This is a genomic window from Flavobacterium commune (assembly GCF_001857965.1).
Lineage (GTDB): Bacteria > Bacteroidota > Bacteroidia > Flavobacteriales > Flavobacteriaceae > Flavobacterium > Flavobacterium commune.
In genome coordinates this window covers 3,265,078-3,290,936 of record NZ_CP017774.1, presented here as the reverse complement: position 1 = coordinate 3,290,936, position 25,859 = coordinate 3,265,078, and the positions used below count along the sequence as shown (strand labels likewise).

Sequence of the window (25,859 nt, the reverse complement as noted above, 5' to 3'; positions counted from 1 at the left end):
TTTGTGGAGAATAACGGAGTCGAACCGTTGACCTCCTGCGTGCAAGGCAGGCGCTCTAGCCAGCTGAGCTAATCCCCCGGTTTTAGTGTACAGTTAACAGTTTTTAGTTAACAGTCCTATACGGTTCGTCACTAATAGTGCAACTCAACTTCTAAAATTTCCTTTTAAGTTTTTTACAGTCTTTTTAAGTTTTTGTCTTAAAAAGTAGTCCCGGGCAGACTCGAACTGCCGACCCCTACATTATCAGTGTAGTACTCTAACCAGCTGAGCTACGAGACTCTGTTTTTTACTTAAATTCTTATTCTTTTTTTTTAAATTAACAGCAAGAGTAATAAAATGTCAATATTAATGACCAATAGTTCTTTTCGTCTTTTTCCTTAGCGTGCATATAGCTAACACTAAGGCTCTAGAAAGGAGGTGTTCCAGCCGCACCTTCCGGTACGGCTACCTTGTTACGACTTAGCCCTAGTTACCAGTTTTACCCTAGGCAGCTCCTTGCGGTCACCGACTTCAGGCACCCCCAGCTTCCATGGCTTGACGGGCGGTGTGTACAAGGCCCGGGAACGTATTCACCGGATCATGGCTGATATCCGATTACTAGCGATTCCAGCTTCACGGAGTCGAGTTGCAGACTCCGATCCGAACTGTGACCGGCTTTGTAGATTCGCTCCTGGTCACCCAGTGGCTGCTCTCTGTACCGGCCATTGTAGCACGTGTGTAGCCCAAGGCGTAAGGGCCGTGATGATTTGACGTCATCCCCACCTTCCTCACAGTTTGCACTGGCAGTCTCGTTAGAGTTCCCGACATGACTCGATGGCAACTAACAACAGGGGTTGCGCTCGTTATAGGACTTAACCTGACACCTCACGGCACGAGCTGACGACAACCATGCAGCACCTTGTAAATTGTCTTGCGAAAAGTCTGTTTCCAAACCGGTCAATCTACATTTAAGCCTTGGTAAGGTTCCTCGCGTATCATCGAATTAAACCACATGCTCCACCGCTTGTGCGGGCCCCCGTCAATTCCTTTGAGTTTCAGGCTTGCGCCCGTACTCCCCAGGTGGGATACTTATCACTTTCGCTTAGCCACTGAAATTGCTCCCAACAGCTAGTATCCATCGTTTACGGCGTGGACTACCAGGGTATCTAATCCTGTTCGCTACCCACGCTTTCGTCCATCAGCGTCAATAAACTAGTAGTAACCTGCCTTCGCAATTGGTATTCCATGTAATCTCTAAGCATTTCACCGCTACACTACATATTCTAGTTACTTCCTAGTAATTCAAGTCTAGCAGTATCAATGGCCGTTCCACCGTTGAGCGATGGGCTTTCACCACTGACTTACTAAACCGCCTACGGACCCTTTAAACCCAATGATTCCGGATAACGCTTGGATCCTCCGTATTACCGCGGCTGCTGGCACGGAGTTAGCCGATCCTTATTCTTACAGTACCGTCAAGTTCCTTCACGAAGGAGTGTTTCTTCCTGTACAAAAGCAGTTTACAATCCATAGGACCGTCATCCTGCACGCGGCATGGCTGGTTCAGACTTGCGTCCATTGACCAATATTCCTCACTGCTGCCTCCCGTAGGAGTCTGGTCCGTGTCTCAGTACCAGTGTGGGGGATCTCCCTCTCAGGACCCCTACCCATCGTAGCCTTGGTAAGCCGTTACCTTACCAACAAGCTAATGGGACGCATGCTCATCTTTCACCGTTGTGACTTTAATAGTGGTTTCATGCGAAACTGCTATACTATGAGGTATTAATCCAAATTTCTCTGGGCTATCCCTCTGTGAAAGGTAGATTGCATACGCGTTACGCACCCGTGCGCCGGTCTCTAGTTCCGAAAAACTATACCCCTCGACTTGCATGTGTTAAGCCTGCCGCTAGCGTTCATCCTGAGCCAGGATCAAACTCTTCATCGTATATTGTTTGTCCGCCGTGGCGGACTATTTATTATTTGACTGAAGTTCTAGTGGTTTTATTCTAATCTCTCGATTCTATTACTCTTATTCTTTTGTCCCGATTAATCGGGACGGCTGTCAATTCAATATGTCTAGGAACGTGTTCTTCTTATTTTTTCTCTTCGTTTTTCACACCGTAGCATGTCTCTCGAAGCGGGTGCAAAAGTACAACTTCTTTTTAATCTCGCAAGAAATTTTTAAAGTTTTTTTTAGAAAATCTTACTCTTCTTTTCTTCTCAATTCCTTACCAGCTTTTCAAATAACTTGTCGCTTTTGCGGGGTGCAAATGTAACATCTGTTTTTAAATCTCACAAACTTTTTTAAACCTTTTTTTTAGAAATAAATCTCTAATTTAGATTTAATGTTTGCCAGTATTTTAATGAACGTCTGCGCTGTTGCGGGTGCAAAAGTAGAACCTTTATTCGTTTTGACAATAACTTTTCGAAACTATTTTGAAAGTATTTTTTAACACTCTGAAAACGTGGTTTTTATTTTTTAGCTTTTTTGAGTTTTGTAAGGTTTTAGAATTGTTAACGCTATTTTAAACACAAAGAACACCAAGAAAACACAAAGCCCGCAAAGGCTTTTCTAACAAACTATACTTAATATATTAGTACATCTCGCTATTTCTAGCACGATTTACTAGCCCCGATAGTAGTGAAAATCCTTTAGTGCCGGTCCCGAAGCCTCGGGACGGCACTAAAGATTGAAACGGATAGCGGGAAATAGCTTCAAAATAAAAAAGCTTACACTGTAATATAAATATAGTGTAAGCTTCTTATATAAGGTATGATTAGGTTTTTAAGGTTTAGCAGACAATTTAGATTCCCAATACTCATTTAACTTATCCACATCTACAGGAGTTGCTGCCGGCTGATTTGGTAATCGACCGGTTTCAAAGGCTTCTTTGAGAATATTTTCTATTAAATAATCCTCGTTAGATTCAAAAGGTGCATATTCAGATTTCAAATTGATATCAAACATACTCGCTGCTGTATTAGACCAGAAAGCTTTCCAGCCACTTTTCAATTTCTTAATCAATTCATAAGTCGTTGTTCCTGTCTGGCGATGGATTAGCTTTACTAAAATTCGTCCCTGACTACGAGACAATTTTTTAAGCCTAGCTTCAAACTCATTAGTAAGATAGTCTTCAACTATTTTAAAATACCTTTTCTTTTCTCTTTCAGATGTAAGACGATCCATCCCTTTATTCAAATTCACCAGTCTATCAGCAGCTAATTTAGCATAAGGATAGGTTCTGTAAACACGACTTTGCAAAATGAGGTATTGCTTTTTAGCTTCAGGATCGAGTTTTTCATTTGAAATAATAATCTCAGGCAGTCTTATTGTATCACTTAATACACTGTCTTTTTCGGTCAGCACATATCCCATGGCATTGGGGTCATAAGGTACTACTCCCTGACTAAAACCATAAAATGATACAAATAAAAAGAATATTAAAAAATAAACAGATTTCATAAAGACAATATTTTGATGTAAAATTATACAATATCTATGCAACTGTAATAGCAAATTTATATTTTAGCGAAAAAATATTTTTATGAGTACAAAATCAATACTGAACAATGATTCAATGGCTTTTTTAGAAAGCTACCTTAATAATGCTTCGCCAACAGGTTACGAAAGCAGTGGACAAAAGATATGGATGGAATATCTTAAGCCGTATGTTGATACTTTTATGACCGACACCTACGGAACAGCTGTAGGAATCATCAACCCGGACGCTCCTTTTAAAGTTGTAATTGAAGGTCACGCCGATGAAATTTCCTGGTATGTAAATTATATTACCGAAGACGGTTTGATATACGTAATTAGAAACGGAGGTTCTGATCACCAAATTGCACCTTCAAAACGTGTAAACATTCATACTAAAAATGGTATTGTAAAAGGTGTTTTCGGTTGGCCAGCTATACACACCCGAAACAGAGACAAGGAAGAAAACCCAAAAATCAGCAATATCTTTATTGATTTAGGTTGCGAAACTAAAGAACAGGTTGAAAAACTAGGTGTTCATGTGGGGTGTGTGATTACTTATCCCGACGAATTTATAGTTTTAAACGAAAACAAATTAGTTTGTCGAGCTATCGATAATCGCATGGGTGGTTTTATGATTGCTGAAGTTGCCCGACTTTTGCATGAAAACAAAGTAAAATTACCTTTTGGATTGTATATTACCAATGCCGTTCAGGAAGAAGTAGGTTTGCGTGGTGCCGAAATGATTACACAAACCATAAAACCAAATGTTGCCATTATTACTGATGTGTGCCACGATTCTACTACTCCAATGATTGATAAGAAAATCGAAGGCGAAACAAAAATTGGTAAAGGGCCGGTTATTACTTATGCTCCGGCTGTACAAAACAATTTGAGAGACTTAATTATTACTACTGCCGAAGAAAAAGAAATTCCTTTTCAACGTCTGGCTTCTTCACGCGTTACAGGAACCGATACTGATGCTTTTGCCTACAGTAATGGCGGAGTGGCTTCGGCTTTGATTTCTCTTCCGTTGCGTTACATGCACACCACAGTCGAAATGGTACATAAAGAAGATGTTGAAAACGTAATCAAATTGATTTATGAAACGATACTTAAAATAGAGAACAATGAAACTTTCTCTTATTTTAAATAATACCGTTTCTAACAATTCATAAAAAAAGTCGCAATTTTCTATTTTTGAAATTGCGACTTTTGATTTTTAATTCTTTTCGAAATTATTTTTGGCCTGATAAATAAGCCAAAACATTCTTTTCGATTCTTTCATTGATGTTCGAAATATCAGCTTTTACAAATTTTTCTCCAATGATATTTTCATATAATTCAATATATCTGTCCGAAACCGTTTCGATATAAGCATCCGTCATTTCAGGAATTTGTTGTCCTTCTTGTCCTTGGAAACCATTTTCAATTAACCAACGACGTACAAATTCTTTCGATAATTGTTTTTGCTCTTGTCCGTTGTCTTGTCTTTCCTGATAACCTTCGGCATAAAAATAACGGGAAGAATCCGGAGTATGGATTTCGTCAATCAACACAATTTGTCCGTCTTTTGTTTTTCCAAATTCATATTTGGTATCCACTAAAATCAATCCGCGGCTGGCAGCAATTTCAGTTCCTCTTTGAAACAAAGCTCTGGTATATTTCTCTAAAACCAAATAATCTTCTTCACTTACGATTCCTTTAGAAAGAATGTCTTCTCTGGAAATATCAGCATCGTGTTCTCCATTATCGGCTTTTGTAGTTGGTGTGATAATTGGCTCCGGAAATTTATCATTTTCTTTTAGACCTTCGGCCATCGCTACTCCACAAATTTGCCTTTTTCCAGCAGCATATTCGCGTGAAGCATGACCTGATAAATAACCTCTAATAACCATTTCTACCTTGAAAGGCTCACATAAATGACCTACAGCAACACTTGGATCCGGAGTAGCAATCAACCAGTTTGGAACAATATCCTGAGTCAACTCCATGAATTTAGTAGCAATTTGGTTTAGGATTTGTCCTTTATACGGAATTCCTTTTGGTAAAACAACATCAAAAGCCGAAAGCCTGTCGGTTGCCACCATTACTAATAATTCGTCATTAATATTATAAACTTCTCTTACTTTCCCTCTGTAAACTGATTTTTGCCCTGGAAAATTAAAATTAGTAGTAGTGATTGTATTACTCATTTAGATACGTATTTCGTTGATTTTATAAGAATGCAAATTTAGGATTATTTTAGACAGAAAAACAAGGAAACACCCCTATTCCTTTAAAAAATGCCACAGATTAAAAGGATTTTAAAGATTTGAAAAATGATAAAAATCGGTATTTATTATTTTTTAACCGCAAAGCATCAAGGTTTCACTAAGTTAACAAAGAAAAAACCTGTGCTAATCTGTGGTTAAATTTTTCTTATTTAGCTTCCAAACTCACATTATTCAAAATTTTATCAGCCAAATAATTAGCAACACCATCTTCATGATTTTTTAAAATTACTTCAAGGTGAGACAATTTATTTTTCAAACTATCAGGAGCATTACCCATCAATAAACCTTTAGCTGTAGAGGTTAGCATTCTTTCGTCATTATAACCATCTCCAAAAGAAACTGACTGATGAAATTGATAGTTTTCCATTTCTAAAATACGGGCAATTGCCACACTTTTATCAACTGATTTATCCATAAATTCCAAACAATGCGGCAAACTAAAAGCATGACTAAAAATATCAGGATGTTTCTCCAGAATCATTTCTCTTAACTCAATTAATTTCCCATGACTTTCGTGAGTAAAAAATATTTTAATTACGTCAAAATCGGTTACTTCTTTATAGTTTACCAATTCAGGAACATAATTCAGTTCTGTTTGAAATTCTAATAATTTATCATTGTGTTTATTGGTTTGCCAAACATTTTCTTTAAAAAGAACGGTAGTAAATTCGGCAGGAATATCCATTTCCAAAACCGATTTCACAGCCTCACTTTCCATGTTAGTGGCAAAAAGCAATTCTTTATTTGGTGCATGAATTCGGGCTCCGTTAGAAGTTACTAAATAAATAGGGAAACCTAAAGTTTCAATTATAGGCATGGCGTCTAAATGATGACGACCTGTAGCAACAATAATTAAATAATTCTGATTGTATAATTCTCTAAAAACCTCTTTGGTGTAATCTGAAATTCGGTGGTCACTGTTTAATAATGTTCCGTCTAAATCACTAATGATTACTTTTATATTTTCTTTTATCATATTCTCTTTCACTCTAATGTATTGCAAAAATATTGAAAATACACGGAAAACTCCCCCTAAACCAATTGAAATAACAGCAAATTAACGTATTACTAATTTTGACTTGACTGACTTTCCTTAAAATTTTCCATAAAAAAACTACGACTTAAAGTTAAAGTCGTAGTCCTTTATATTGCTATTGCTATTGTTTTACTTCACCTTATTCTGATTCGAATTGGGCTTCAACTCATCAGGGCTATCTTTTGTATAAGTTTGAAATTGTTCTTTGGATGGACTGACAAAAATATCCTGTATCACATCAAGAGTCAATTGATTTTTAGGGTTGAATTGATCTGAATTCATATAGTTTTGCAGTGAGAAAAACAATTCTCTCGAAGCGGGTTTATCTTGAACATCCGGTCCTAAATTAGCACTACTTACTATAATTTTTCCTTTTCCTACTTGTGCTTCAAAAACTAAAGCCAGTCTTCGATTCATAAACCAGGTATCAATAGGCTGAATCAACGGACGGAAATCAGCAGGGAAATCTTCCAAATTCATAACTTGGGCGCGGTTTTGAATATCCCACCATTGTAAATCACTGTGGAAACTAGTTGGAAAGTCTGCAAAAGCAGGACTTTTATCCTGAATCAGCATTCCGGTAACATGAGGAGGACGCATTTTAAACCAGGATGTATTCCAGAAAACAGGTAGAAAATGCATTTCTACTTCTTTTCCTTTCACCACTTTTCCTGCAGCATTCAAGAATACTTTTCCTCCCTTATTCAACACTTCTTTTGCCTTATCATCTAAGACTGCGGTGTAATAAATAGAAGAGGAAATTTCAGGATTTCTATTTGGATATACCCAAAAATTCCAATCGTTGGCAAAAGCCGTATTATTGACTTTTACTTCCAAATTTAATTTTGAGGCAACCTTAACATCATTTAATGCGAAACTAAGATTTCCAACGATGATACCATTTCCGTTTTCGTATGTTTTAGGATCGAATTTTCCAGAAGAAACAGTTGCTCCTTTTTCATTTTTAATGGTCCAACTGATTACTGCATTTTGCAATGGCGTTTTTCCCGAGTGAAAAAGAACAATTTCAGCCTTAAAAGTTTCACCATTATTGTAAACAAATTTTGGAATCTTAGCCAAAGGAACGGTTGCATTTGTAAATCTCGAATATTCTTTAGCTGTAACATATCCTTTTTCCTGAAAAAAGGCATCCAGCACCCCTACAAGAGCTGTTCCCTGACCTGGAAAATCCTGTAAACCCAGCGCCTGAAAACCAGCATAACCTGGGGTTCTCAACATTTTTTCAATTTCGCCTTTATAACATAAAACCTGTAATTTTCCAGAAGCATTCAGGAAATCTTTAGACTGATCGGCCATATTATGATCTGCTAAATCCTGACGGAACATTTCAAAGTTTTTAGCTCTGTAAACTCCTTTGTATTTTTGAATTTCTTCGAAATTAGGAAAAACACAATACTGACCAATTTCGTGTGCCACAAAAGGAACTTTAAACGGTGCAATACCAGCACTAAAATCCGATTCGGTTTCAGGCATTTTTTTCCATTCTAAACCTCTTACTCCACCACGGGATTGGTATTCAGCATTAGGAACTACAGGCCAGCTTCCGCCTACCGACATTCCTGTATATACTCTTCGATTGTCCTTGGCTTTCCAGAAATCAACAAAGGCATTCAAATATTTTACCTGATTTCCTGCAGGTTCATTTCCTGCTGACAACATGGTAAAAGAAGCATAATTGCCATATTCTTTAGCCATTCTTATGGTTTCATCATACAAATATTTATCCACTGGCTGCCCCAATCCTATTTTAGGACCGTGATTAGGCCAACTCGGGCCTTCGGGTTGCATATAAAGTCCCACTTTATCAGCTGCAATAAAAGCGGCTTCTGGCGGACACCAGGAATGAAAACGAACGTGGTTCAAACCATAAGATTTGATTTTCTGGAAAATTTTCTCCCAGGCATCTACAGTTGTTGCCGGATAACCTGTTAATGGAAATTCGCAATTATGAACCGTTCCTCTCAGGAAAACAGGATTGCCATTGATTAAAAATTGGTTTCCGTTAATTTTAAATTCACGCATTCCAAACTGAACTTTTTTATTGGCTTTAATTCCTTTGGCTTCTAAATTTACATCCAAATGATACAAAGCAGGATCAAATTCGTCCCAGGTCAGCATTCCTTTTCCAAAAGGCAAATCCAGTTCAAAAGTTTTAGTATCTGATGCAGCTACGACAATTTTGCTCTCTATTTCCTTAGTTTTATCAGACTTAGAGCTGTTGAAACTTTTTGCCGAAATAGCTATTCTTCCGCTAAAAATAGCTGGAGTGGTATTATTGATCGTAATTTTCACACGCGCTTTTCGGTTTTTTAAATCAGGATAAATTTGAACATCATCTATATAAACAGGTGCAATAGCTTCTAATGCAATTTTACCAATAATTCCATTCCAGTTTCCTTGTGTATGATCAGTAATACTATGCGAATCAGGACCAACATTGATTTCTTTGATGCTGTTGTCTATTCGAATAGAAATACGCTGTTTTCCTTCCGTCAAATAAGACGTTAAGTCATAAACATGTGGTGCCACTAAGGAGTTTTGCAAGCCTACTTCTTTATCGTTTACCCAAACTCTGGTCTCAATATGCGTTCTTTCTAAATGAAGAATAATGCGTTTGCCTTTCCATTTAGCAGGAATGTCCACTTCTTTTTGGTACCAGGCAGCTCCAACATAATGTTTTGCCGGAGTCAGCCAAAAAGGAATGTGAATATTTCCCGGTTGACGGTATTTTTTTAAACTCGGTCTAAAGTAAAAGGAACTATCATAAATAGAACCTGTCCACTTTGTTTTTAAGGTAATTTCGTCTCCTTTTAAGAATTCCGCCATCGAACCCGGCAACTTGATATTATCCGAAAGATTTCTATTGTACCATTTTCCAGTGATTCCTTCGTCATTTCGATCAATTTCAAAATGCCAATTACCATCCAGATTAATCACTTCGTCTTTTCCTTTAAAACTGCTTAAAGAAAATAGAATTGCCAAAAGAAGACAGACGTAATTGAGTTTTTTCATTAGATTGTATTTATTTTTTTATGACTATGCGTTACTAGTAACAATTTTTAAAATGGCACACGGATGACACGGATTTAAACTGATAAAAAAACAGATTTTTATATAACAATCAGCGAAAATCTGTCTAATCTGTGTCATCCGTGTGCCATTATTGAATTTTTAGTCCGCTTAGCGGACAATCATATTATTTTTTAATTGTAAATGAGCTTGGTTTAATATAAAAACGATAGTTTTTTACATTTCCATTGGTACTTTTATCCGTACGGGGCAAATATTTAAATCCTTTAATTTTAACAGATTCTTCCATGTTTACAACAACCTGATGCGGATGTGGCGTTTTTGAAACCGTCCAGGCAGTCGACCAAAAAGTAGACTCCTGTTGATCGAATATTTTTTCAGCCGAATAATTTCCTACTGAAACTTCTTCGCTATCAGCGTAAACAATCTTCCATTTAGAACGATTGACTGGCAAACCATCAGTACCAATCAATTCAATTTCAGCAATACTGCTGCTGGTATCTTTAGGATTCTGAGAATTTAAAACTTCAAAACAAAAATACTGACCTTCGAATTCTTTTTCGAAAATGACTTCTTTCCAACCCTGACCGCTGCTTAACTCTCCCTGATTTGCAGGTGTTTCAGCAGATAAATCCAAAATTTCTCCTTTTTTACGGTGCAAAAGCGATTCGTCTACTACAATTTTGTCTAAAACAGGAACCGTTACTCCTGTAACCTGAGTTTGTTTTGGCTTTTCTAAATCAAGAATGATAATCTTATTTTTGCCTTTTTTCAACCAACATCCAGGCATAAACAAGGTTTGTTGTGGTCCAATTTTCCAATAACGACCAATATTATATCCGTTTACCCAAACCATTCCTTTGCCCCAAGAACTCATGTCAATGTAGGTATCGCCTACAGAATTCAATTCGAAAGTAGCTTTGTACCAAGCCGGACCATTGGCTTTGGCTTTTTTGAATTTCATTTTCTTTTGAAAATCATAATCTACCGGAAAATTAAAAACTTCCCAATTGGTCAGATTAGTAGCAGTTGAACCCACCAGCATTTCTACTTTCTCCGTAATTCCTTTACGGTCAATAATGGTTTTTCCATAATTCACTCTGCCCAAAGCATCAACTAAAATATCAAGGACATCACCTTTTTTTGCTGCAGGTAGTTTTATTGTATTCTGATCTTTTCGACGATCTAAATTTCCAATCAATTTTCCATTGATATAAATAGCAGCCCAATCATGCAAATCCGTAATTTTTATATCAAATGAAGTGGCACTTTCTGGTAATTTGGTACGATACAAAATGCGCCCCCAGCCCTGATCAAAATTTTCCATCGGTTGGATTAATTCTGATTTATTAGCTTTTGGAAGATTTTCAAAAAGCGATGCTGATTCATTAAATGTAATCTTAGGAATCGAAATTACAGGATAATTGGCTGGCGGTTCTGGAATAGTTTCGCCAGGATTCAGATAATTTTTCATCAAATCACGCACTGCGTAAAATTTGTCTGTAGGCTTTCCTGCTTCATTAATTGGAGCATTGTAATCATAAGAAGAAACCATCGCACCAAACGGAGGCGAATTGGCTCCACCCCATTGTCCAAAAGAAGTTCCACCATGCGCCATATACAAACTAAATGAAATATTACGATCCAACATGTCTTTTAAACTACCTATAAAACTGCTAATTGATCGGGTTTCATGTGCTCTTCCCCAGTAATCAAACCAACCCGTCCAATATTCGCTGCACATGAGCGGCGCTTTCGGATAAATTTCTTTATACTTTTCAAACTGTTTATCAATATTTGAACCAGCACCAAAATTTAATGCCGTGTAAACTCCTTCTACATCATATTTAAAGAAATTCGAACTCCAGTCGCAACGGAACAATTGAACCTTGTCAAATTCTGAAGCACGAACAGCATCACGAATTTGGTTCATATAACCCAGATCATTCCCGAAAACACCATATTCATTTTCGACCTGAACCATGATAATATTTCCGCCATTTTGAATTTGGTACGGAGCCAATTGTTTCCCTACTTCTTTTAAATATTTTAAAGAACGTTCCATAAAATACGAATCATTAGACGTTCGAACCTGAAGATCTTTCTTTTTCAATAACCACCAAGGCAAACCGCCCATATCCCATTCGGCACAAACGTAAGGTCCGGGACGAACTACACAATACATTCCGTTTTTTTGAACAAGTCGCACAAATTCGGCTACATCTTTTTGTCCTGTAAAATCAAATTGATCTGGTTGTTGCTCATGAAAATTCCAAAAAAGATAAATACAAATGGTATTCATCCCCATGGCTTTACACATTTGAATGCGTTGTTCCCAATATTCTCTGGGAATTCTCGGAAAGTGGATTTCTCCAGCACGTACTAAAAATGGTTTTCCGTTTAATAGAAATGCTTTTTCTCCAGCCTCAAAAGTTCCAGCTTTTCCAGAAGTTTGAGCATGATTTGCCAAACTCATAAAAATTAGCAGGGCAAGAATTAATTTTGATATTCTCATGTGTTTTACAGTAATCTTGTTTTTCCAAAAATACATTTACCTTGTAGGAATCCAAAATTAAAATTCACTTTATTCCAGATTATTTTCGATTGCTCCAATTAGAAATTAATTCATTGTCAAATTATTGCTAATTAGAATCAGGAAAATTTGATGATTTATGAAAAGCATTTTATGTTACTTAAACTCAACATTCGCTTTGTATTCAACTGAAATTTGAGGTTGTTTCACTTCCAGAAAACTCTTTTTATCACTAAAATCAGGCAATACATTTTTGTCCAAATAACTTAAATAAGGAGCGTCTTTTAGCATTGGCATAAAATAGAAATACATATCTGTTGTTTTTAAAGCTTCCTGGAATCTTTTAAGTCCAACTGTCCAGGGTTTGCTCGTATAAAGATCGTCTGTTTGCAACTCACCGTTCATCATACAAATTCCACGATCGCCACGATAATCAAAAGTGATGAAAACATCATTTACTTTCGATAAATCAAGACTGCCCGCTTTCAGTACATAGTGACTGTTATCGGCTTGTATTAATTTAATAGTAGTATCTACTTTTGGTACACTCAACTTCCAGGCACTTATGTTTTTAATTGCCGCTTTTCCTTTTGTCAGCTTTCCATCAACCGAAGTTACAGCAATAGCAGGATATACAGCAAAATCAATGTTTTCCTGATTATTACTAACCAATGTTAGTTTTCCATTATTATCTAATACCAATGCGTTACTCAATACTAACTTTTGATTGTCAACTTCGCCAATCAAATACCCTTTTTCTGCTTCACTACTTGGTAAAACTAAAAATGAAACTCCGTTTATTTCAAAATCATTGATTTTACCAGCACTACAAACTACAACAGTATTCCCGTTTCTAGCTACAGTTTTTATTCCTGTACCACTAACTTTCACCTTACCTTGAAGTACAATTTCAGGAGCAATACCATCTATTGCAACCATCACATTATACTTTTTATTCTTATTGGTAAACTTGCAAAAAGGCTGTACCGTTGCCATACAAATGGCTACACCATCATAATTTACATTAAACGGAAAAAATGCTGAACTTCCTGCTTTTAAGGTAAAAGTTCCTGTTTGTGGAAATTGTATTTTTCCTTGTTTAGTAGCAATATCAATTTTTAAATTTGATAAATCTTTAGTTTCTAAATGATCCTGGAAATTATGCATGAACAAATAACCTTTTTCTCCATCTCCTCTTACAGCATAACGCAAAGTACTAGTATCAGTAGCTTTGATACTGTCATTAGTCGAAGGCAATATTGGATATAAAGGTGCTAAATCATTACCATAACCTTTCAAAAAGTAATTGATTAACTTTAAAGGATAATAACCACTGCTTACATTTCCAAATTCACCAATAGGAGCCTGATAATCGTAGGATTTATTAGGAAGTCCCGCCCCTTCAGTAAAAAAATAGTTCCCTATTGAAGGTGTTGTTCCGCCATGATACATATAAAATCCTAGTCCGTTAGTTCCGCTTCCCACCGTACGAACCATCATAGGAAGAAAACTTTCACCCGGAACACGTGGACGTCGTGAATAAGTAACCGCCATTCCGGTTCCTAATTCGGCTGCCATAGATGGATATAAATTTACATCGTAACTCACTGGAGAATAATCGGGCTTTTGATGTATATTTTTAAACAAATAAAATGGCGACGGACTATTTCCAGCTGTCCAAAACGGATAAGCATAACCCGCCATAACCGGAATAGACCCTTTTTCTACTATGGTTGCATAACCCCAACCTGTAGCCGTATAAATAGGTGCTATTAAACCCGCATCAATGGCCAGTTTTTTTAGTGTTTTCATGTGGTCACGCCCTACATCGGCAAATTCATTCCCCATGGTATTGATACCTACTCCATCCTGAATAATCTTTTTATCACGTCCTGCAACAGTGCGCTCTTTAGGAGCATCCTGATACGTAAATCCCCAAGGAGCTGTTGAATGCTGGTATTCATTTTCTAATTGCACACCAATAATAGGACCTCCATCTTTAAACATAAGTCCTTTTAACTGTTTGCCTATTTCCTGATACAAGCGGTTGGTATAAAACAAATAGACCTGATCATTGCTTCTTACATCAATAGGACGACCGTACAACCAATCCGGTAAACCGCCATTACGAATTTCGCCATGAGCGAAAGGGCCAACACGCATGAGCACTTCCAAACCATTTTTGGCACACAATTCCGTAAAACGACGAACATCGAGATCTCCACTCCAGTTGAAAGTACCTTCCTTGAATTCATGCATGTTCCAAAACACATAAGTAGCTACAACGGTGATCCCACCGGCTTTCATTTTCTTTAGCTGCTCGTCCCAATATTGATGCGGATAACGACTAAAATGAAACTCCCCAATAACCGGAATAAAAGGTTTTCCTTTACGTTCCAGATAAAAACTGTTTACGTCGATTTTATCACCTTTAGCATTAGTCCCACCTAAATCAAGATGACCGCGCTTTACTTCGGTATTCACTTTAGTAATATCAATCGAATAATTCGTTTGTGCCGATATCGAAAAAGTACCTAAAACAACATAAGCAATACTCAATAGTGATTTCGAAATTTTATTTTTTTTCATAAATAGGAAATTAAATGTATTTGCCAAATTCTTATGCAATTTCTGAATTAATTACTGTACATTCATTAACTATTGACAAATGCTGTTGAACTCCCTGATGGTTTACATCCATTTTCGCTGCTTCGTTCAGATGTGTTTTTGCTTTAGCTATTTCGCCTAATCCAAAATTACCTAAACCAAGCATGTAATGACAATGGATTTTATTGCGGAAAGTTAGATCATCCTCCCAAATCAATAAATCAGGTAATGAAACAGCAAAATAATCCAATTTTATGGTTTCGTTCAAATGTTTTGTTCCAAAGGCAATCAATTTGTTAAATCTGGTATTCGCTTCTTCAGCTAATCCTAATTTTAACAATGCCAATCCTTGATAAAATATTTTATCCGGTTTTTGATCATTATAAAAAATGGCTGCGGCAGGTTCGGTATTTCCGTCTTTGGCTAGTTTCCAGTATTTTTGAGCTTCTTCTATTTGATTCAAACCTTCGTACGCACAGCCCAACCAATAATGAAAATCATTTTCCTGTGCACCATATAATTTTCCTTCACCCAGATTATGAGGATACTCCAAGCATTCGTTCAATAATTGAATGGCCTCTTTGTATTCTTTTTTAGCCAAATGTTGTTTGGCTAATTCTACTCTTGCCAATTGGTATTGCGCCGGAACTTTTCCTTCGCCACCTTCCCAAGGATGAAAAATACGATTATCAATCAATGCAATAGCTTTTGCATAATCTCCTAATTGGTTACACAAAGTAACATATTCCAAATAAACATCATCACGTTGTTCTACCAGATTGAAATATTTTTCCAAAAAGGCCAATCGCTCTGAATGTGGTTTGCAAAGACGCTTGTACAATTGATCCAACTCCATCAGGATACGGGAATCACTTGTATCTAATGAAAAAGCTTTTTCCAGATATTGAAGTGCTTTTTCTTCCTGTTGCAATTTATTGAAATAAGCCAAAGAAAGATTTCTCACCACCGTAGGGAGTGTACCGTCAATTTCAACAGACTTTTCCCAACTTGCAATAGCTTCAGAATATTGACGTTTGTCATACCATAAATTCCCTAAATAATAAGGTGCTTTGGAATCCGTTGGATTTAGTTTTTGTGCCACTTCCAATGCTGAAATTGCTTCCAGACGATTAGGGAAACAATATTCAGGTGCATGACTTGCCGCTGCTTCAAATGCTGCTTTAGCATCTTTGTTGGCTAAGCTCAACGCCCAACCCATATAATAATAGGTCATTGGGGTTGTTGGACATACTTTGATTCCTTCTTCCAGTAATTGAACAGCTTCATCATACATTCCCGCAGCAATATAATCCAATGCTACCACTTCATAATTATGAATTTCGCCACGCATAAGCCTATTCATTTCTTCCAAAGCTACAGCCGAATTTGAAATAAGATATTCTTCGAAACGACATCCAAAATTGAATAAGTCAATTTTCAACGAATCTTCAATCAGTGACAAGGCTTCTTTTTCGTTTCCTGACTTTCGTAAAATCGCTGTTTTTAAAGTACGTGCTTTGTGATTATGCCAGTTACGAGTTAAAGACTTATCAATTTCATATAATGCATCAGTCAGATTATCGTGAACACAAGAAATCTGGGCACAGCCAAAATATCCGGCATCCTGCATGGCAGCATTCCAACATGATTTATAAAATGCAGCGTAGGCTTCCTTGTTTTTTCTTTGATACTGTAAAGCAAGTCCCAGATTATAACGAGGTTCTCCATCATACGGATTCGGGTTGCGTTGCAATTGGGTATCAATCGCAGCCTGGAAATACTTTTCCGATTCGACAAATTTCCCACGACGAAGTAACCAAAGTCCCATCGCATTATTATTTCTAACATCAGAAGGATCTCGTTTCAAGGCTTCCTGATAATAATCCGTAGCCAGATAAGTGGCATGACGGTATTGTTCTAAATGCAAGCCCGTAAGATACAATTGCTCACAAGTAGGCGTTTCTTCAGGTGAAAAAGCAGCTTTTGCTGCTTCAGGTGTTTCCTTTGCTTCTTGTTCTTCTGCTTTTATACTTAACAATTCTCGTCCGTTTGCAGCATACACTACTAACTTTAAATCAATAACAGCAATATCACCAACTGAAATTTCACGTTCAAAAACCTGTTCAGGACTCAAATCCAAAGTTTCTTCAAAAAATCCTTCAAGTACTACCTTTGCCTTTTTCTGTAATGATGTGGCAAAAATCTTTACAATGGCTTTGTCTCCTTCTTTATCAATATTTAAAAGCAAATCCTGAGAGGCATTTTTCACTACACCCAGTTCGCGATAAGGCAAAAAGTATTGAGTAAATGTTTTTTCCTCATAAGGTTGCATCCAAGTAAAATCTGGCTGATTATCCGTATAAACTCCTGCCATCAATTCAATGTAAGGGCCGTCTTCATCGGTAAGATTTCTGTCCCATGCTTTTCCAAAATCTCCATTACCCCAAGTCCATTGTTTTTTTCCCGGTGAAATATGATGATTGGCCACATGAAGTACACCTGCTTGGGTATCATTCTCATAACCTCCCACAAAGTTAAAATCAGAGTTGATAGCCATATAAGAAGTCGGAACCGGAATGTTTTTATAATTCGAAATATCAACTCCCGCCGAATAATCGATTTTATAATAGGTACCTGTTGCAATTGGGAATGTCGAAACATCGCGTTTTCCGTGGTCAAAAACCGCATGTACATCCGGTGGAAAAACCGATTGATAATGTTCGTTCACCGCCACAGCTGGATTAGCCCACCACAAGAACGTTTGTGGAACAGGCGTTGGGTTATATAATTTTCCTTTAATTTCTAAATAAGCTTTTCCAGGATGTAATGTAAATCCTGCCATCCCTTTTTGGTGGAACATTTTTTCGTTTTCGCTTACCCAAACGGTAATACTACCATCGGCATTATTTTCAATAGTATGATCTACCGGTAAAAAAGTACTCGGACGATGATGTTGCGGCCAGTTGAATTCGATTCCTCCTGAAATCCATGGTCCTGTCAATCCTACCAAAGCAGGCTTAATCACCTGATTGTAATAAATAAAATGACGTTTTTTGATTTTGTCATAAGCCATTTGCACACGACCACCCAACTCGGGTAATATCATCACCTTGATATATTCATTTTCTAAATAAACGGCTTGATAGCTTTTATCTTTTTTCTCATCTTCAATTTTCTCCACCACAGGATACGGATAAACTACTCCGCTACTTCCCTGATATACTCTTTTTTCAAGAAAAATAGGATTCTTTTCTGCTTTCCCAATTTCATAAGTAGGAATAATTACCTCATCTTGCCAAGCTTTAACACTCATCTTTTATATTTTTATAATTACTTAATTTTATTTTTTGCCATAAATTACTTCACCAATTCACTTTCAATTTCTTCCAATGTTTTTCCTTTTGTTTCCGGTAATTTTACCAAAATGAACAAAAATCCAAGAACACAAATTCCTGCATACACCCAGAAAGTACCGGCTGCACCGAGCGATTCATTAAGTAACGGAAAAGTATAAGTAAGAATAAAACAGGCTATCCACAAGGCAAAAGTTGCCAAAGCCATAGCTGCTCCACGCACACGATTAGGAAAAATTTCAGAAAGAATAACCCAGGTAATAGGTGCCAATGACATGGCATAAATAGCGATCGCCACTACCACCAATGAAAGAACTGCAACCCCTTTCAACTCAAAATAAAAGGCACTGCCTAAAAGTAAATAAGTAATCGCCAAGCCCGATGCCCCAAGAACCATCAGTTTTTTTCTTCCCCATTTATCCACTGTAAACATAGCAACCAAGGTAAACACCAGATTAACCGTTCCGGTAATTACAATATTGAACAAGGTATCGCTTACGCCATAACCTGCGGCGGTAAAAATTTCTTCTGCATAATTAAAAACCGTATTGATGCCACACCATTGCTGGAAAGCAGCCACCACAATTCCAATCAGTAATACATCTCTGAATTTAGGATTGAAAAGTGCCTTAAAATCAACTTTTTCAGTAATATCATCTATAGTTGCCTTTATATTAGTCATTTCTTCTCGGGCATACTCTTCACCGCCAATTTTATTCAGCGTTGGGAAAGCCTTATCCTCTTTTCCTGCTTTCATCAACCAACGGGGACTTTCGGGAAGCGTAAATACCAATAGAAAAAACACTACCGAAGGTACTGCACAGGCAAAAAACATCCATCGCCAACCCATTTGTCCGTTCCATGAATCACGAATAAATGCATCACTCACTCCTGCTGGAACTTTATCGGCAATCAACAGATTGACAATTTGCGCTGCAAGAATGCCTATTACAAGGGTCATTTGGTTTAAAGAAACAAAACGTCCCCTTAGATGAGATGGAGCCACTTCGGCAATATACATCGGTGAAAGTGCTGACGCCAGACCAATTCCCACACCACCAATTATTCGAAAAATAACAAATACCCAATAAGTCGATGCTAATCCTGTTCCTAATGAAGCTACTGTAAACAAGAAAGCCGAAAGTAATAGCGGCCATTTTCGACCAAACTTATCACTAATTACTCCAGATACTACCGCTCCAACAATACAACCAATCAAAGCCGAACTCATAGCCCAGGCTTGTAAATTAGCCGATGTGGTAATATCAAAAAAGCGTTCATAAAAAGGTTTGGCTCCGCCTATAACAACCCAGTCGTAACCAAAAAGTAATCCTCCCATTGCCGAAACCATAGATATTGCAAACAAATAGGAATTATTAAATTGCTTATTTTTATTTATCATAAAATTATATTGTGATTGAATTAATACTAAAACAAAAATACATTTACGAATTCATCTACAAATGGATTATTTATTGAAATAAATGGATTATCTTACGACCATGTTTCAATATACATAGAAATACCAATTTTATAATGAACAATCTACCGAAAACAAAAATTAAAGAAGGCTTCTTAGGACAAACCATGGTGGTCCTCTCTCCGGAACAAAAAGAAAAAGCACAACAACAGCCTTTTTTCCAAAATCTGTTTCCTGATGCTATTGGTTATTTTCCTAATGCCAAACATCATAATCGCTCCAGAAAAAATGGTATCGAAGAATACATTTTTTTATACTGTCTTGAGGGAGAAGGCTGGGTTAGAATCAATAAAAAAACAATTACATTAACTCCTAATACCGCATTTATTATTCCAAAAAACACAGCACACAAGTACGGAAGTTCATCAAAAGATGCCTGGAGTATCTATTGGATTCATTTTTCGGGAAATTATGCAGCCACACTGTATAAGCGTTTTTCGGTATCTAACCAGGAAGCCATCAAAATTGCATTCGATGAAAATCGAATTATAGTATTGAACGAAATAATAAAACTATTAGAAAATGATTTTGATGATGAAAAAATTGAACTCACACACTTCAAATTAATTGGTCTCTTAAGTTCTTTGTGCTATACAAACACTCTGGAAAACAATATTGATGATGCAATAAGTCACTCTATTATTTTTATGAAAAAAAATTTGAACGAAATACTAACTATTGAAGCATTAGCTAATCAGGCTTGTTACTCCATTTCCAGGTATTCGGAACTGTTCAAACAAAAAACTGGATATTCTCCTATTCAATATTTCATTAGATTAAAAATACAAAAGTCCTGCGAATACCTTCATTTCACCAATCTTAATATTAAAGAAATAGCTAAAGAAGTAGGCTTTGATGATCCTTATTATTTTTCACGTTCCTTTAAAAACCAAATTGGCTTATCTCCTATGCAGTATAAAAAACTGAACTATTAAAAAGCAAAAAGGCTGTCCGAAAATAACTTTCAGGACAGCCTCTCCAAATCTGATTAAGCAAAAATTGAGATTTGAAAAAAGAGCAATAATACGACAAACTGAAGCTTTTTTCGAAAGCTATTTTTATTGTGAATAGCCATATAATTAAGCTTTTCTTGTTTTTTCACGCTCCTGGGCATCAACTACAGCTACAGCGGTCATGTTCACTATTTCGTTCACGCTTGCGCCTAATTGAAGAATATGAACTGGCTCACTTAATCCCATCATAATAGGCCCAATGGATTCAGATTTATTCAATTCCTTCATCAGTTTATAAGTGATGTTAGCTGATTCTAAATTTGGAAAAACAAGCGTATTTACTTTTTTACCTGCTAATTTTGAAAAAGGAAAAGTCTTTTCTAACAATTCGGTATTCAAGGCAAAATCAGTTTGAATGTCTCCATCCACTACTAATTCAGGATTGTTTTCATGCAAAATGCTTACTGCTTTTCTAACTTTAGCAGAATTAGGATGAGTTGATGAACCAAAATTAGAATACGAAAGCATCGCAATAACAGAATCAAAACCAAAAGTGGTCGCAACATTTGCTGTCATTTGGGCAATATCTGCTAATTCTTCCGCTGTTGGTTCGATATTAATTGCTGTATCAGCTAAAAACATTGGTCCTCTTTCGGTTGCCAAAATATTAACCGTAGCCACTTTTTTCACATTCGCAGCTCTTCCAATCACTTCAAAAATAGGTTTTACAACTGTTGGATAAGCTCTGGTATACCCCGAAATCATTCCGTCAGCATCACCTTCAAGAACCATCATAGCTCCAAAATAGTTACGCTCTCTCATTTTTGACTGAGAACTGTATAAAGTAGCTCCGCTTCTTTTTCTATTGTTCCAATATTTCTCAGCATATTGTGTTCTTTTGTCCTTAGATTCAGCATCTTTGGAATCAATAATCACAACATCAGCATTAAAATCCAACTCTTTTTTAAGTTCTACAATAGTTTCTTTATTACCTAACAAAATAGGTATAGCAATTCCTTCTTCATAGACAATTTGGGCAGCTTTTAAAACATCTAATTGATCTGCTTCGGCAAATACAATCTTTTTAGGATTTGTTTTTGCTCTATTGTGAAGCATACGAACAACTTTATTATCATTACCTGAACGCAATAATAATTCTTCTTTGTAATTATCCCAATCTTCAATAGCAATTCGGGCAACACCTGAATCCATTGCCGCTTTAGCAACAGCCGGAGGAACTGAATAAATCAATCTTGGGTCAAAAGGTTTAGGGATGATGTAATCTCTACCAAAAGCCAGACGCGTTTCGCCATAAGCAATATTTACCTGCTCAGGAACAGATTCTTTTGCTAATTCGGCTAAAGCTTTAACAGCAGCCATTTTCATAGGCTCGTTAATTTTTGTTGCTCTGACATCCAAAGCACCTCTAAAAATATATGGGAATCCCAAAACGTTATTCACCTGATTAGGATGATCTGAACGTCCTGTTGCCATGATAATGTCTTTTCTGGTTTGTACCGCCAGTTCATAAGCAATCTCAGGATCTGGATTTGCCATAGCAAAAACAATTGGATCTTTTGCCATAGACAACAACATCTCCGGATTAACAACATCAGCAATAGATAGACCAATGAAAACATCAGCATCGACCATCGCTTCTTCCAGGGTGTCAATCTTTCTGTCTGAAGCAAATTCTAATTTCTCCCCAGACAAATTTTCTCTATCACTTCTAATTACCCCTTTACTGTCTAACATCACAATGTTTTCAGCACGGGCACCAAAAGCTTTATATAATTTAGTACAAGAAACAGCCGCAGCTCCAGCTCCACTGACTACAATGCGTACTTCTTCTATTGTTTTATTGGTAATTTCCAATGCATTCAATAAGGCAGCAGCCGATATAATTGCCGTTCCATGCTGATCGTCATGCATCACCGGAATATCCAATTCTTCTTTAAGTCTTCTTTCGATTTCAAATGCTTCTGGCGCTTTAATGTCTTCCAAATTAATTCCTCCAAAAGTAGGCGCCATGATTTTTACCGTTTCAATGAATTTATCCACATCCTTGGTGTCTAATTCGATATCGATACTGTCAATGTCAGCAAAAATTTTAAACAATAACGACTTTCCTTCCATTACGGGTTTAGAAGCTTCCGGACCAATATCTCCCAATCCTAAAACCGCAGTTCCGTTTGAAATTACTGCAACTAAGTTTCCTTTGGCGGTATATTTATAGACGTTACTGACATCAGCAGCAATTTCTAAACAAGGCTCGGCTACTCCCGGAGAATAAGCTAATCCTAAATCACGTTGTGTAGCATAAGGTTTTGTAGGTACTATTTTTATTTTCCCGGGTTGCGGTTCAGCATGGTATAGTAAGGCGTCTCTTTTTAATTTTTCTTTACTCATAAATTCAATTATAAAAATTTAATAAATTGTAATTCTAATTTGTCTTTTGATTGTGTCGTAATTATTAATCTTATAAAAATAACTATTTTAAAAATGCCTCCCAACATTAAAAAAATAGTTTATTTAATTTAGAACAATACCGGTTCTAATGTTGGTTCTGAATTGACTAAACGTTTTCCTTCTTCGGTATCCGTGTAGCGTTCAAAATTCTGGATGTAACAATAAGCTAAATTTTTAGCCTTTTCTTCCCATTCATGAACATCAGTATAAGAATCTATGATATGCAAATAAAAACTGCATATTAAATTAAGCTACATTTTTGTAATTAATTTGATTGTTAAATTCTTCGATTTTTTTGTAATTCAAAACAGAATGTCTTCTTTTTCGATTGTACCAAATTTCAATGTATACAAAGATTTCTAGTTTCATTTGTTCTTTAGAAATCAGTCTGTTTCCATAAATCAATTCCGTTTTCAAAGATTTAAAGAAGCTTTCAGCTACAGCATTATCCTAACAATTTCCTTTACGGCTCATACTGCGGTTTATTTTTTTATAAGAATCAAGAACATATACAAACTTTTTGCTGGCATATTGAACACCTCTGTCTGAATGAAAAATCAAACCTCTCCAATATTCGGTTTTTAACTGCCATTTTCCAAGCTTTAAGAGAGGGTTCCTTTTTACTCATTCCATCTCTCAAACTCCAACGTATAATTTTTCTGTCGTATAAATAAATCCACAATAGTAGTCAAATATAGAAATCCTTCTTTGGTTTGGATGTCATGTCTATAGTTTAATTTTTTCCAATCCAACAATTTCTCTAGCTATCACCATTATTCTAAAACAATAAAAGAGTACAAGTCTTTATATTTCCAAAAAACAAATTAATTTTATTAGGTTTTCCTAATGATTTTCAATCAGTTAGAACTAAATTAAAAAATTACAGTCCTTTTTTAGAAGAATAAGTTCTTAGGTAATCATTAAATATTTTTTTTATCAATAAAAACCTCCTATATTTGCACTCGCAATCACAAAATGATAGCGACATACTGGAGAAATGGCAGAGCGGTCGAATGCGGCAGTCTTGAAAACTGTTGACTGTAACAGGTCCGGGGGTTCGAATCCCTCTTTCTCCGCTAGCCGAAAAGCAAATTGAATTAAAACCCTTAAAATCGTATGATTTTAAGGGTTTTTTCTTTTTATCACATATCAAATTATTTATTCATTCGTGAACCTAAAGAGATAAAATCGGTTACCCTAAACAATCCAAATTTTGGGTAACCGATTTTTATTTCAGACTAGTATTCACAAGGCTTTGTAGCCAGTTCTATAACCAGTTTAAAAACTGTACATCTTGTGGATTAGTCATATTGAAGTTAAATTTAATAACAACTAAAAAGGTCGCCACAATGAAAACAAAAGTATCAATTCTCTTTTATGCAAAAAAAGCGAAAGCAGCTGCAAATGGTTTAGTTCCTATCTATACCAGAATTACAATCAACGGAAAACGTATCGAGTTAAGCACAAACCGATTTATAGAAATATCCAAATGGTCTACAGAAGCAGGCAAAATGAAAGGAACCTCAGAAGAAGCTCGTTCAATAAATAATCATCTTGATTTGTTGAAAAGTCAAATAAGAGATGCTGAAATGGAACTAATCCATAAAAAGATAGCTGTAACTTCAGAAACAATCAAGAGCAAACTATTAGGAGTAGATGAAAGAGCAAGAATGCTCATTCCTATCTTCCAAGACCACAACAACAAAATAAAAGAGCTTGTTGGAAAAGAATACGCTCCAGGAACATTAGAACGCTACACTACTTCTTTGAAACATACAATCGAATTTATGCAATGGAAATACAATATTTCCGATATAGATATTACAAAGATTGATCATGCTTTTATTTCGGATTATGAATTTTGGTTAAGAAGTGTTCGGAACTGCGCTAACAATACAGCAGTAAAATACATCAAGAACTTCAATAAAATTATCAAGATCTGTCTGGCCAATGATTGGCTTGACAAAAATCCTTTTGCTAACTATAAATCAAAAGTAAAAGAAGTAGAACGAGTTTATCTTACAGAAGATGAAATTCAATCCATTATTGAAAAAGATTTCAAAACAGAACGATTGTCTTTAGTACGCGATATTTTCCTTTTTAGCTGTTTTACTGGTCTAGCCTATATAGATGTCAAAAACTTAACAAAATCTCATATAAGTTACGGTATTGATGGCGAAAAATGGATATTCACGCACAGACAAAAAACAGAATCCGCTTCTAAAATTCCGATCCTCCCAGTAACGCAAATGATAATTGATAAATATGAAAATCATCCACAATGTCTAAATGAAAATAAACTACTCCCTATTTTATCTAATCAAAAAATGAATGCCTATTTAAAAGAAATTGCAGGAGTTTGCGAAATAGAAAAAGAATTAACCTTTCACATTGCCCGGCACACTTTTGCTACAACTGTAACACTTACAAATGGCGTTCCTATTGAAAGCGTAAGCAAAATGCTTGGACATAAAAATTTAAAAACCACTCAACATTATGCTAAAGTATTGGATAGAAAAGTAAGTGATGATATGAAGATTTTGAAAGATAAACTTATAATTATTCCCAAAAATCAAAAAGAGCAAGTTTCCTAATGCTGGAGATTATGTTACTAAATTAATACAGTGAATTTGTAAAGTTTTAA

Annotated in this window: 14 protein-coding genes, 3 tRNA genes and 1 rRNA gene; 4 read left to right on the top strand and 14 right to left on the bottom strand. The window is 36.2% G+C overall.

Going from position 1 to position 25,859, the window contains the following annotated elements; genetic code table 11:
- Positions 1 to 4 precede the first annotated feature (4 nt).
- The 4 genes from BIW12_RS13595 to BIW12_RS13580 form a co-directional block, all read right to left on the bottom strand.
- A tRNA-Ala gene (locus tag BIW12_RS13595) sits at positions 5 to 78 on the bottom strand.
- Positions 79 to 205: 127 nt separating this feature from the next.
- Positions 206 to 279, bottom strand: a tRNA-Ile gene (locus BIW12_RS13590).
- 131 nt (positions 280 to 410) lie between these two features.
- Positions 411 to 1,924: ribosomal RNA gene (locus BIW12_RS13585) — 16S ribosomal RNA — on the bottom strand.
- Between the two features lie 840 nt (positions 1,925 to 2,764).
- Positions 2,765 to 3,442, bottom strand: coding sequence for a DUF4294 domain-containing protein (locus BIW12_RS13580; RefSeq protein ID WP_071185609.1), 678 nt, complete (start codon positions 3,440 to 3,442; stop codon positions 2,765 to 2,767).
- An 82-nt stretch (positions 3,443 to 3,524) separates the two neighbouring features.
- Here BIW12_RS13580 and BIW12_RS13575 point away from each other — a divergent pair, with 82 nt between their 5' ends.
- Positions 3,525 to 4,613 carry a M42 family metallopeptidase gene (locus tag BIW12_RS13575; RefSeq protein WP_071185608.1) on the top strand — a complete coding sequence of 363 codons (1,089 nt, stop codon included), beginning with the start codon at positions 3,525 to 3,527 and terminating at the stop codon, positions 4,611 to 4,613.
- Positions 4,614 to 4,695: 82 nt separating this feature from the next.
- Here BIW12_RS13575 and BIW12_RS13570 read toward each other — a convergent pair whose 3' ends face one another.
- From BIW12_RS13570 to BIW12_RS13540, 7 genes are all read right to left on the bottom strand, one after another.
- Positions 4,696 to 5,652, bottom strand: a complete 957-nt coding sequence (locus BIW12_RS13570) for a phosphoribosylaminoimidazolesuccinocarboxamide synthase (protein ID WP_071185607.1) — start codon at positions 5,650 to 5,652, stop codon at positions 4,696 to 4,698.
- 226 nt (positions 5,653 to 5,878) lie between these two features.
- Positions 5,879 to 6,709 carry an HAD family hydrolase gene (locus BIW12_RS13565; protein WP_071185606.1) on the bottom strand — a complete coding sequence of 277 codons (831 nt, stop codon included), beginning with the start codon at positions 6,707 to 6,709 and terminating at the stop codon, positions 5,879 to 5,881.
- Positions 6,710 to 6,898: 189 nt separating this feature from the next.
- Positions 6,899 to 9,802, bottom strand: a complete 2,904-nt coding sequence (locus tag BIW12_RS13560; RefSeq protein ID WP_071185605.1) for an exo-beta-1,4-galactosidase — start codon at positions 9,800 to 9,802, stop codon at positions 6,899 to 6,901.
- A gap of 184 nt (positions 9,803 to 9,986) precedes the next feature.
- Entirely contained in the window at positions 9,987 to 12,335 is a 2,349-nt protein-coding gene (locus tag BIW12_RS13555) for a beta-galactosidase (RefSeq protein ID WP_071186431.1), read from the bottom strand.
- Positions 12,336 to 12,509: 174 nt separating this feature from the next.
- Positions 12,510 to 14,942, bottom strand: a complete 2,433-nt coding sequence (locus tag BIW12_RS13550) for a beta-galactosidase (protein ID WP_071185604.1) — start codon at positions 14,940 to 14,942, stop codon at positions 12,510 to 12,512.
- 31 nt (positions 14,943 to 14,973) lie between these two features.
- Entirely contained in the window at positions 14,974 to 18,273 is a 3,300-nt protein-coding gene (locus BIW12_RS13545; RefSeq protein WP_071185603.1) for a DUF5107 domain-containing protein, read from the bottom strand.
- 44 nt (positions 18,274 to 18,317) lie between these two features.
- Positions 18,318 to 19,736: a sugar porter family MFS transporter gene (locus BIW12_RS13540; RefSeq protein WP_262494227.1), complete on the bottom strand. Its 1,419-nt coding sequence runs from the start codon at positions 19,734 to 19,736 to the stop codon at positions 18,318 to 18,320.
- A gap of 113 nt (positions 19,737 to 19,849) precedes the next feature.
- Between BIW12_RS13540 and BIW12_RS13535 the strand changes: the two genes are divergently transcribed.
- Positions 19,850 to 20,728: an AraC family transcriptional regulator gene (locus BIW12_RS13535; RefSeq protein ID WP_071185601.1), complete on the top strand. Its 879-nt coding sequence runs from the start codon at positions 19,850 to 19,852 to the stop codon at positions 20,726 to 20,728.
- Positions 20,729 to 20,872: 144 nt separating this feature from the next.
- On the opposite strand, the gene BIW12_RS13530 is transcribed toward BIW12_RS13535, so the two are convergent.
- The 3 genes from BIW12_RS13530 to BIW12_RS16245 form a co-directional block, all read right to left on the bottom strand.
- Positions 20,873 to 23,155, bottom strand: coding sequence for an NADP-dependent malic enzyme (locus BIW12_RS13530; protein ID WP_071185600.1), 2,283 nt, complete (start codon positions 23,153 to 23,155; stop codon positions 20,873 to 20,875).
- 128 nt (positions 23,156 to 23,283) lie between these two features.
- Positions 23,284 to 23,442, bottom strand: coding sequence for a hypothetical protein (locus BIW12_RS16400; RefSeq protein WP_157499556.1), 159 nt, complete (start codon positions 23,440 to 23,442; stop codon positions 23,284 to 23,286).
- A gap of 19 nt (positions 23,443 to 23,461) precedes the next feature.
- Positions 23,462 to 23,632 (bottom strand): IS3 family transposase, encoded by a 171-nt coding sequence (locus BIW12_RS16245; RefSeq protein WP_083382138.1) that lies wholly within the window; start codon positions 23,630 to 23,632, stop codon positions 23,462 to 23,464.
- 574 nt (positions 23,633 to 24,206) lie between these two features.
- On the opposite strand from BIW12_RS16245, the gene BIW12_RS13525 reads away from it, so the two are divergent.
- Together BIW12_RS13525 and BIW12_RS13520 are read left to right on the top strand one after the other, a co-directional pair.
- A tRNA-Ser gene (locus tag BIW12_RS13525) sits at positions 24,207 to 24,291 on the top strand.
- A gap of 273 nt (positions 24,292 to 24,564) precedes the next feature.
- Positions 24,565 to 25,809: a site-specific integrase gene (locus BIW12_RS13520; RefSeq protein ID WP_071185599.1), complete on the top strand. Its 1,245-nt coding sequence runs from the start codon at positions 24,565 to 24,567 to the stop codon at positions 25,807 to 25,809.
- Positions 25,810 to 25,859 lie beyond the last annotated feature (50 nt).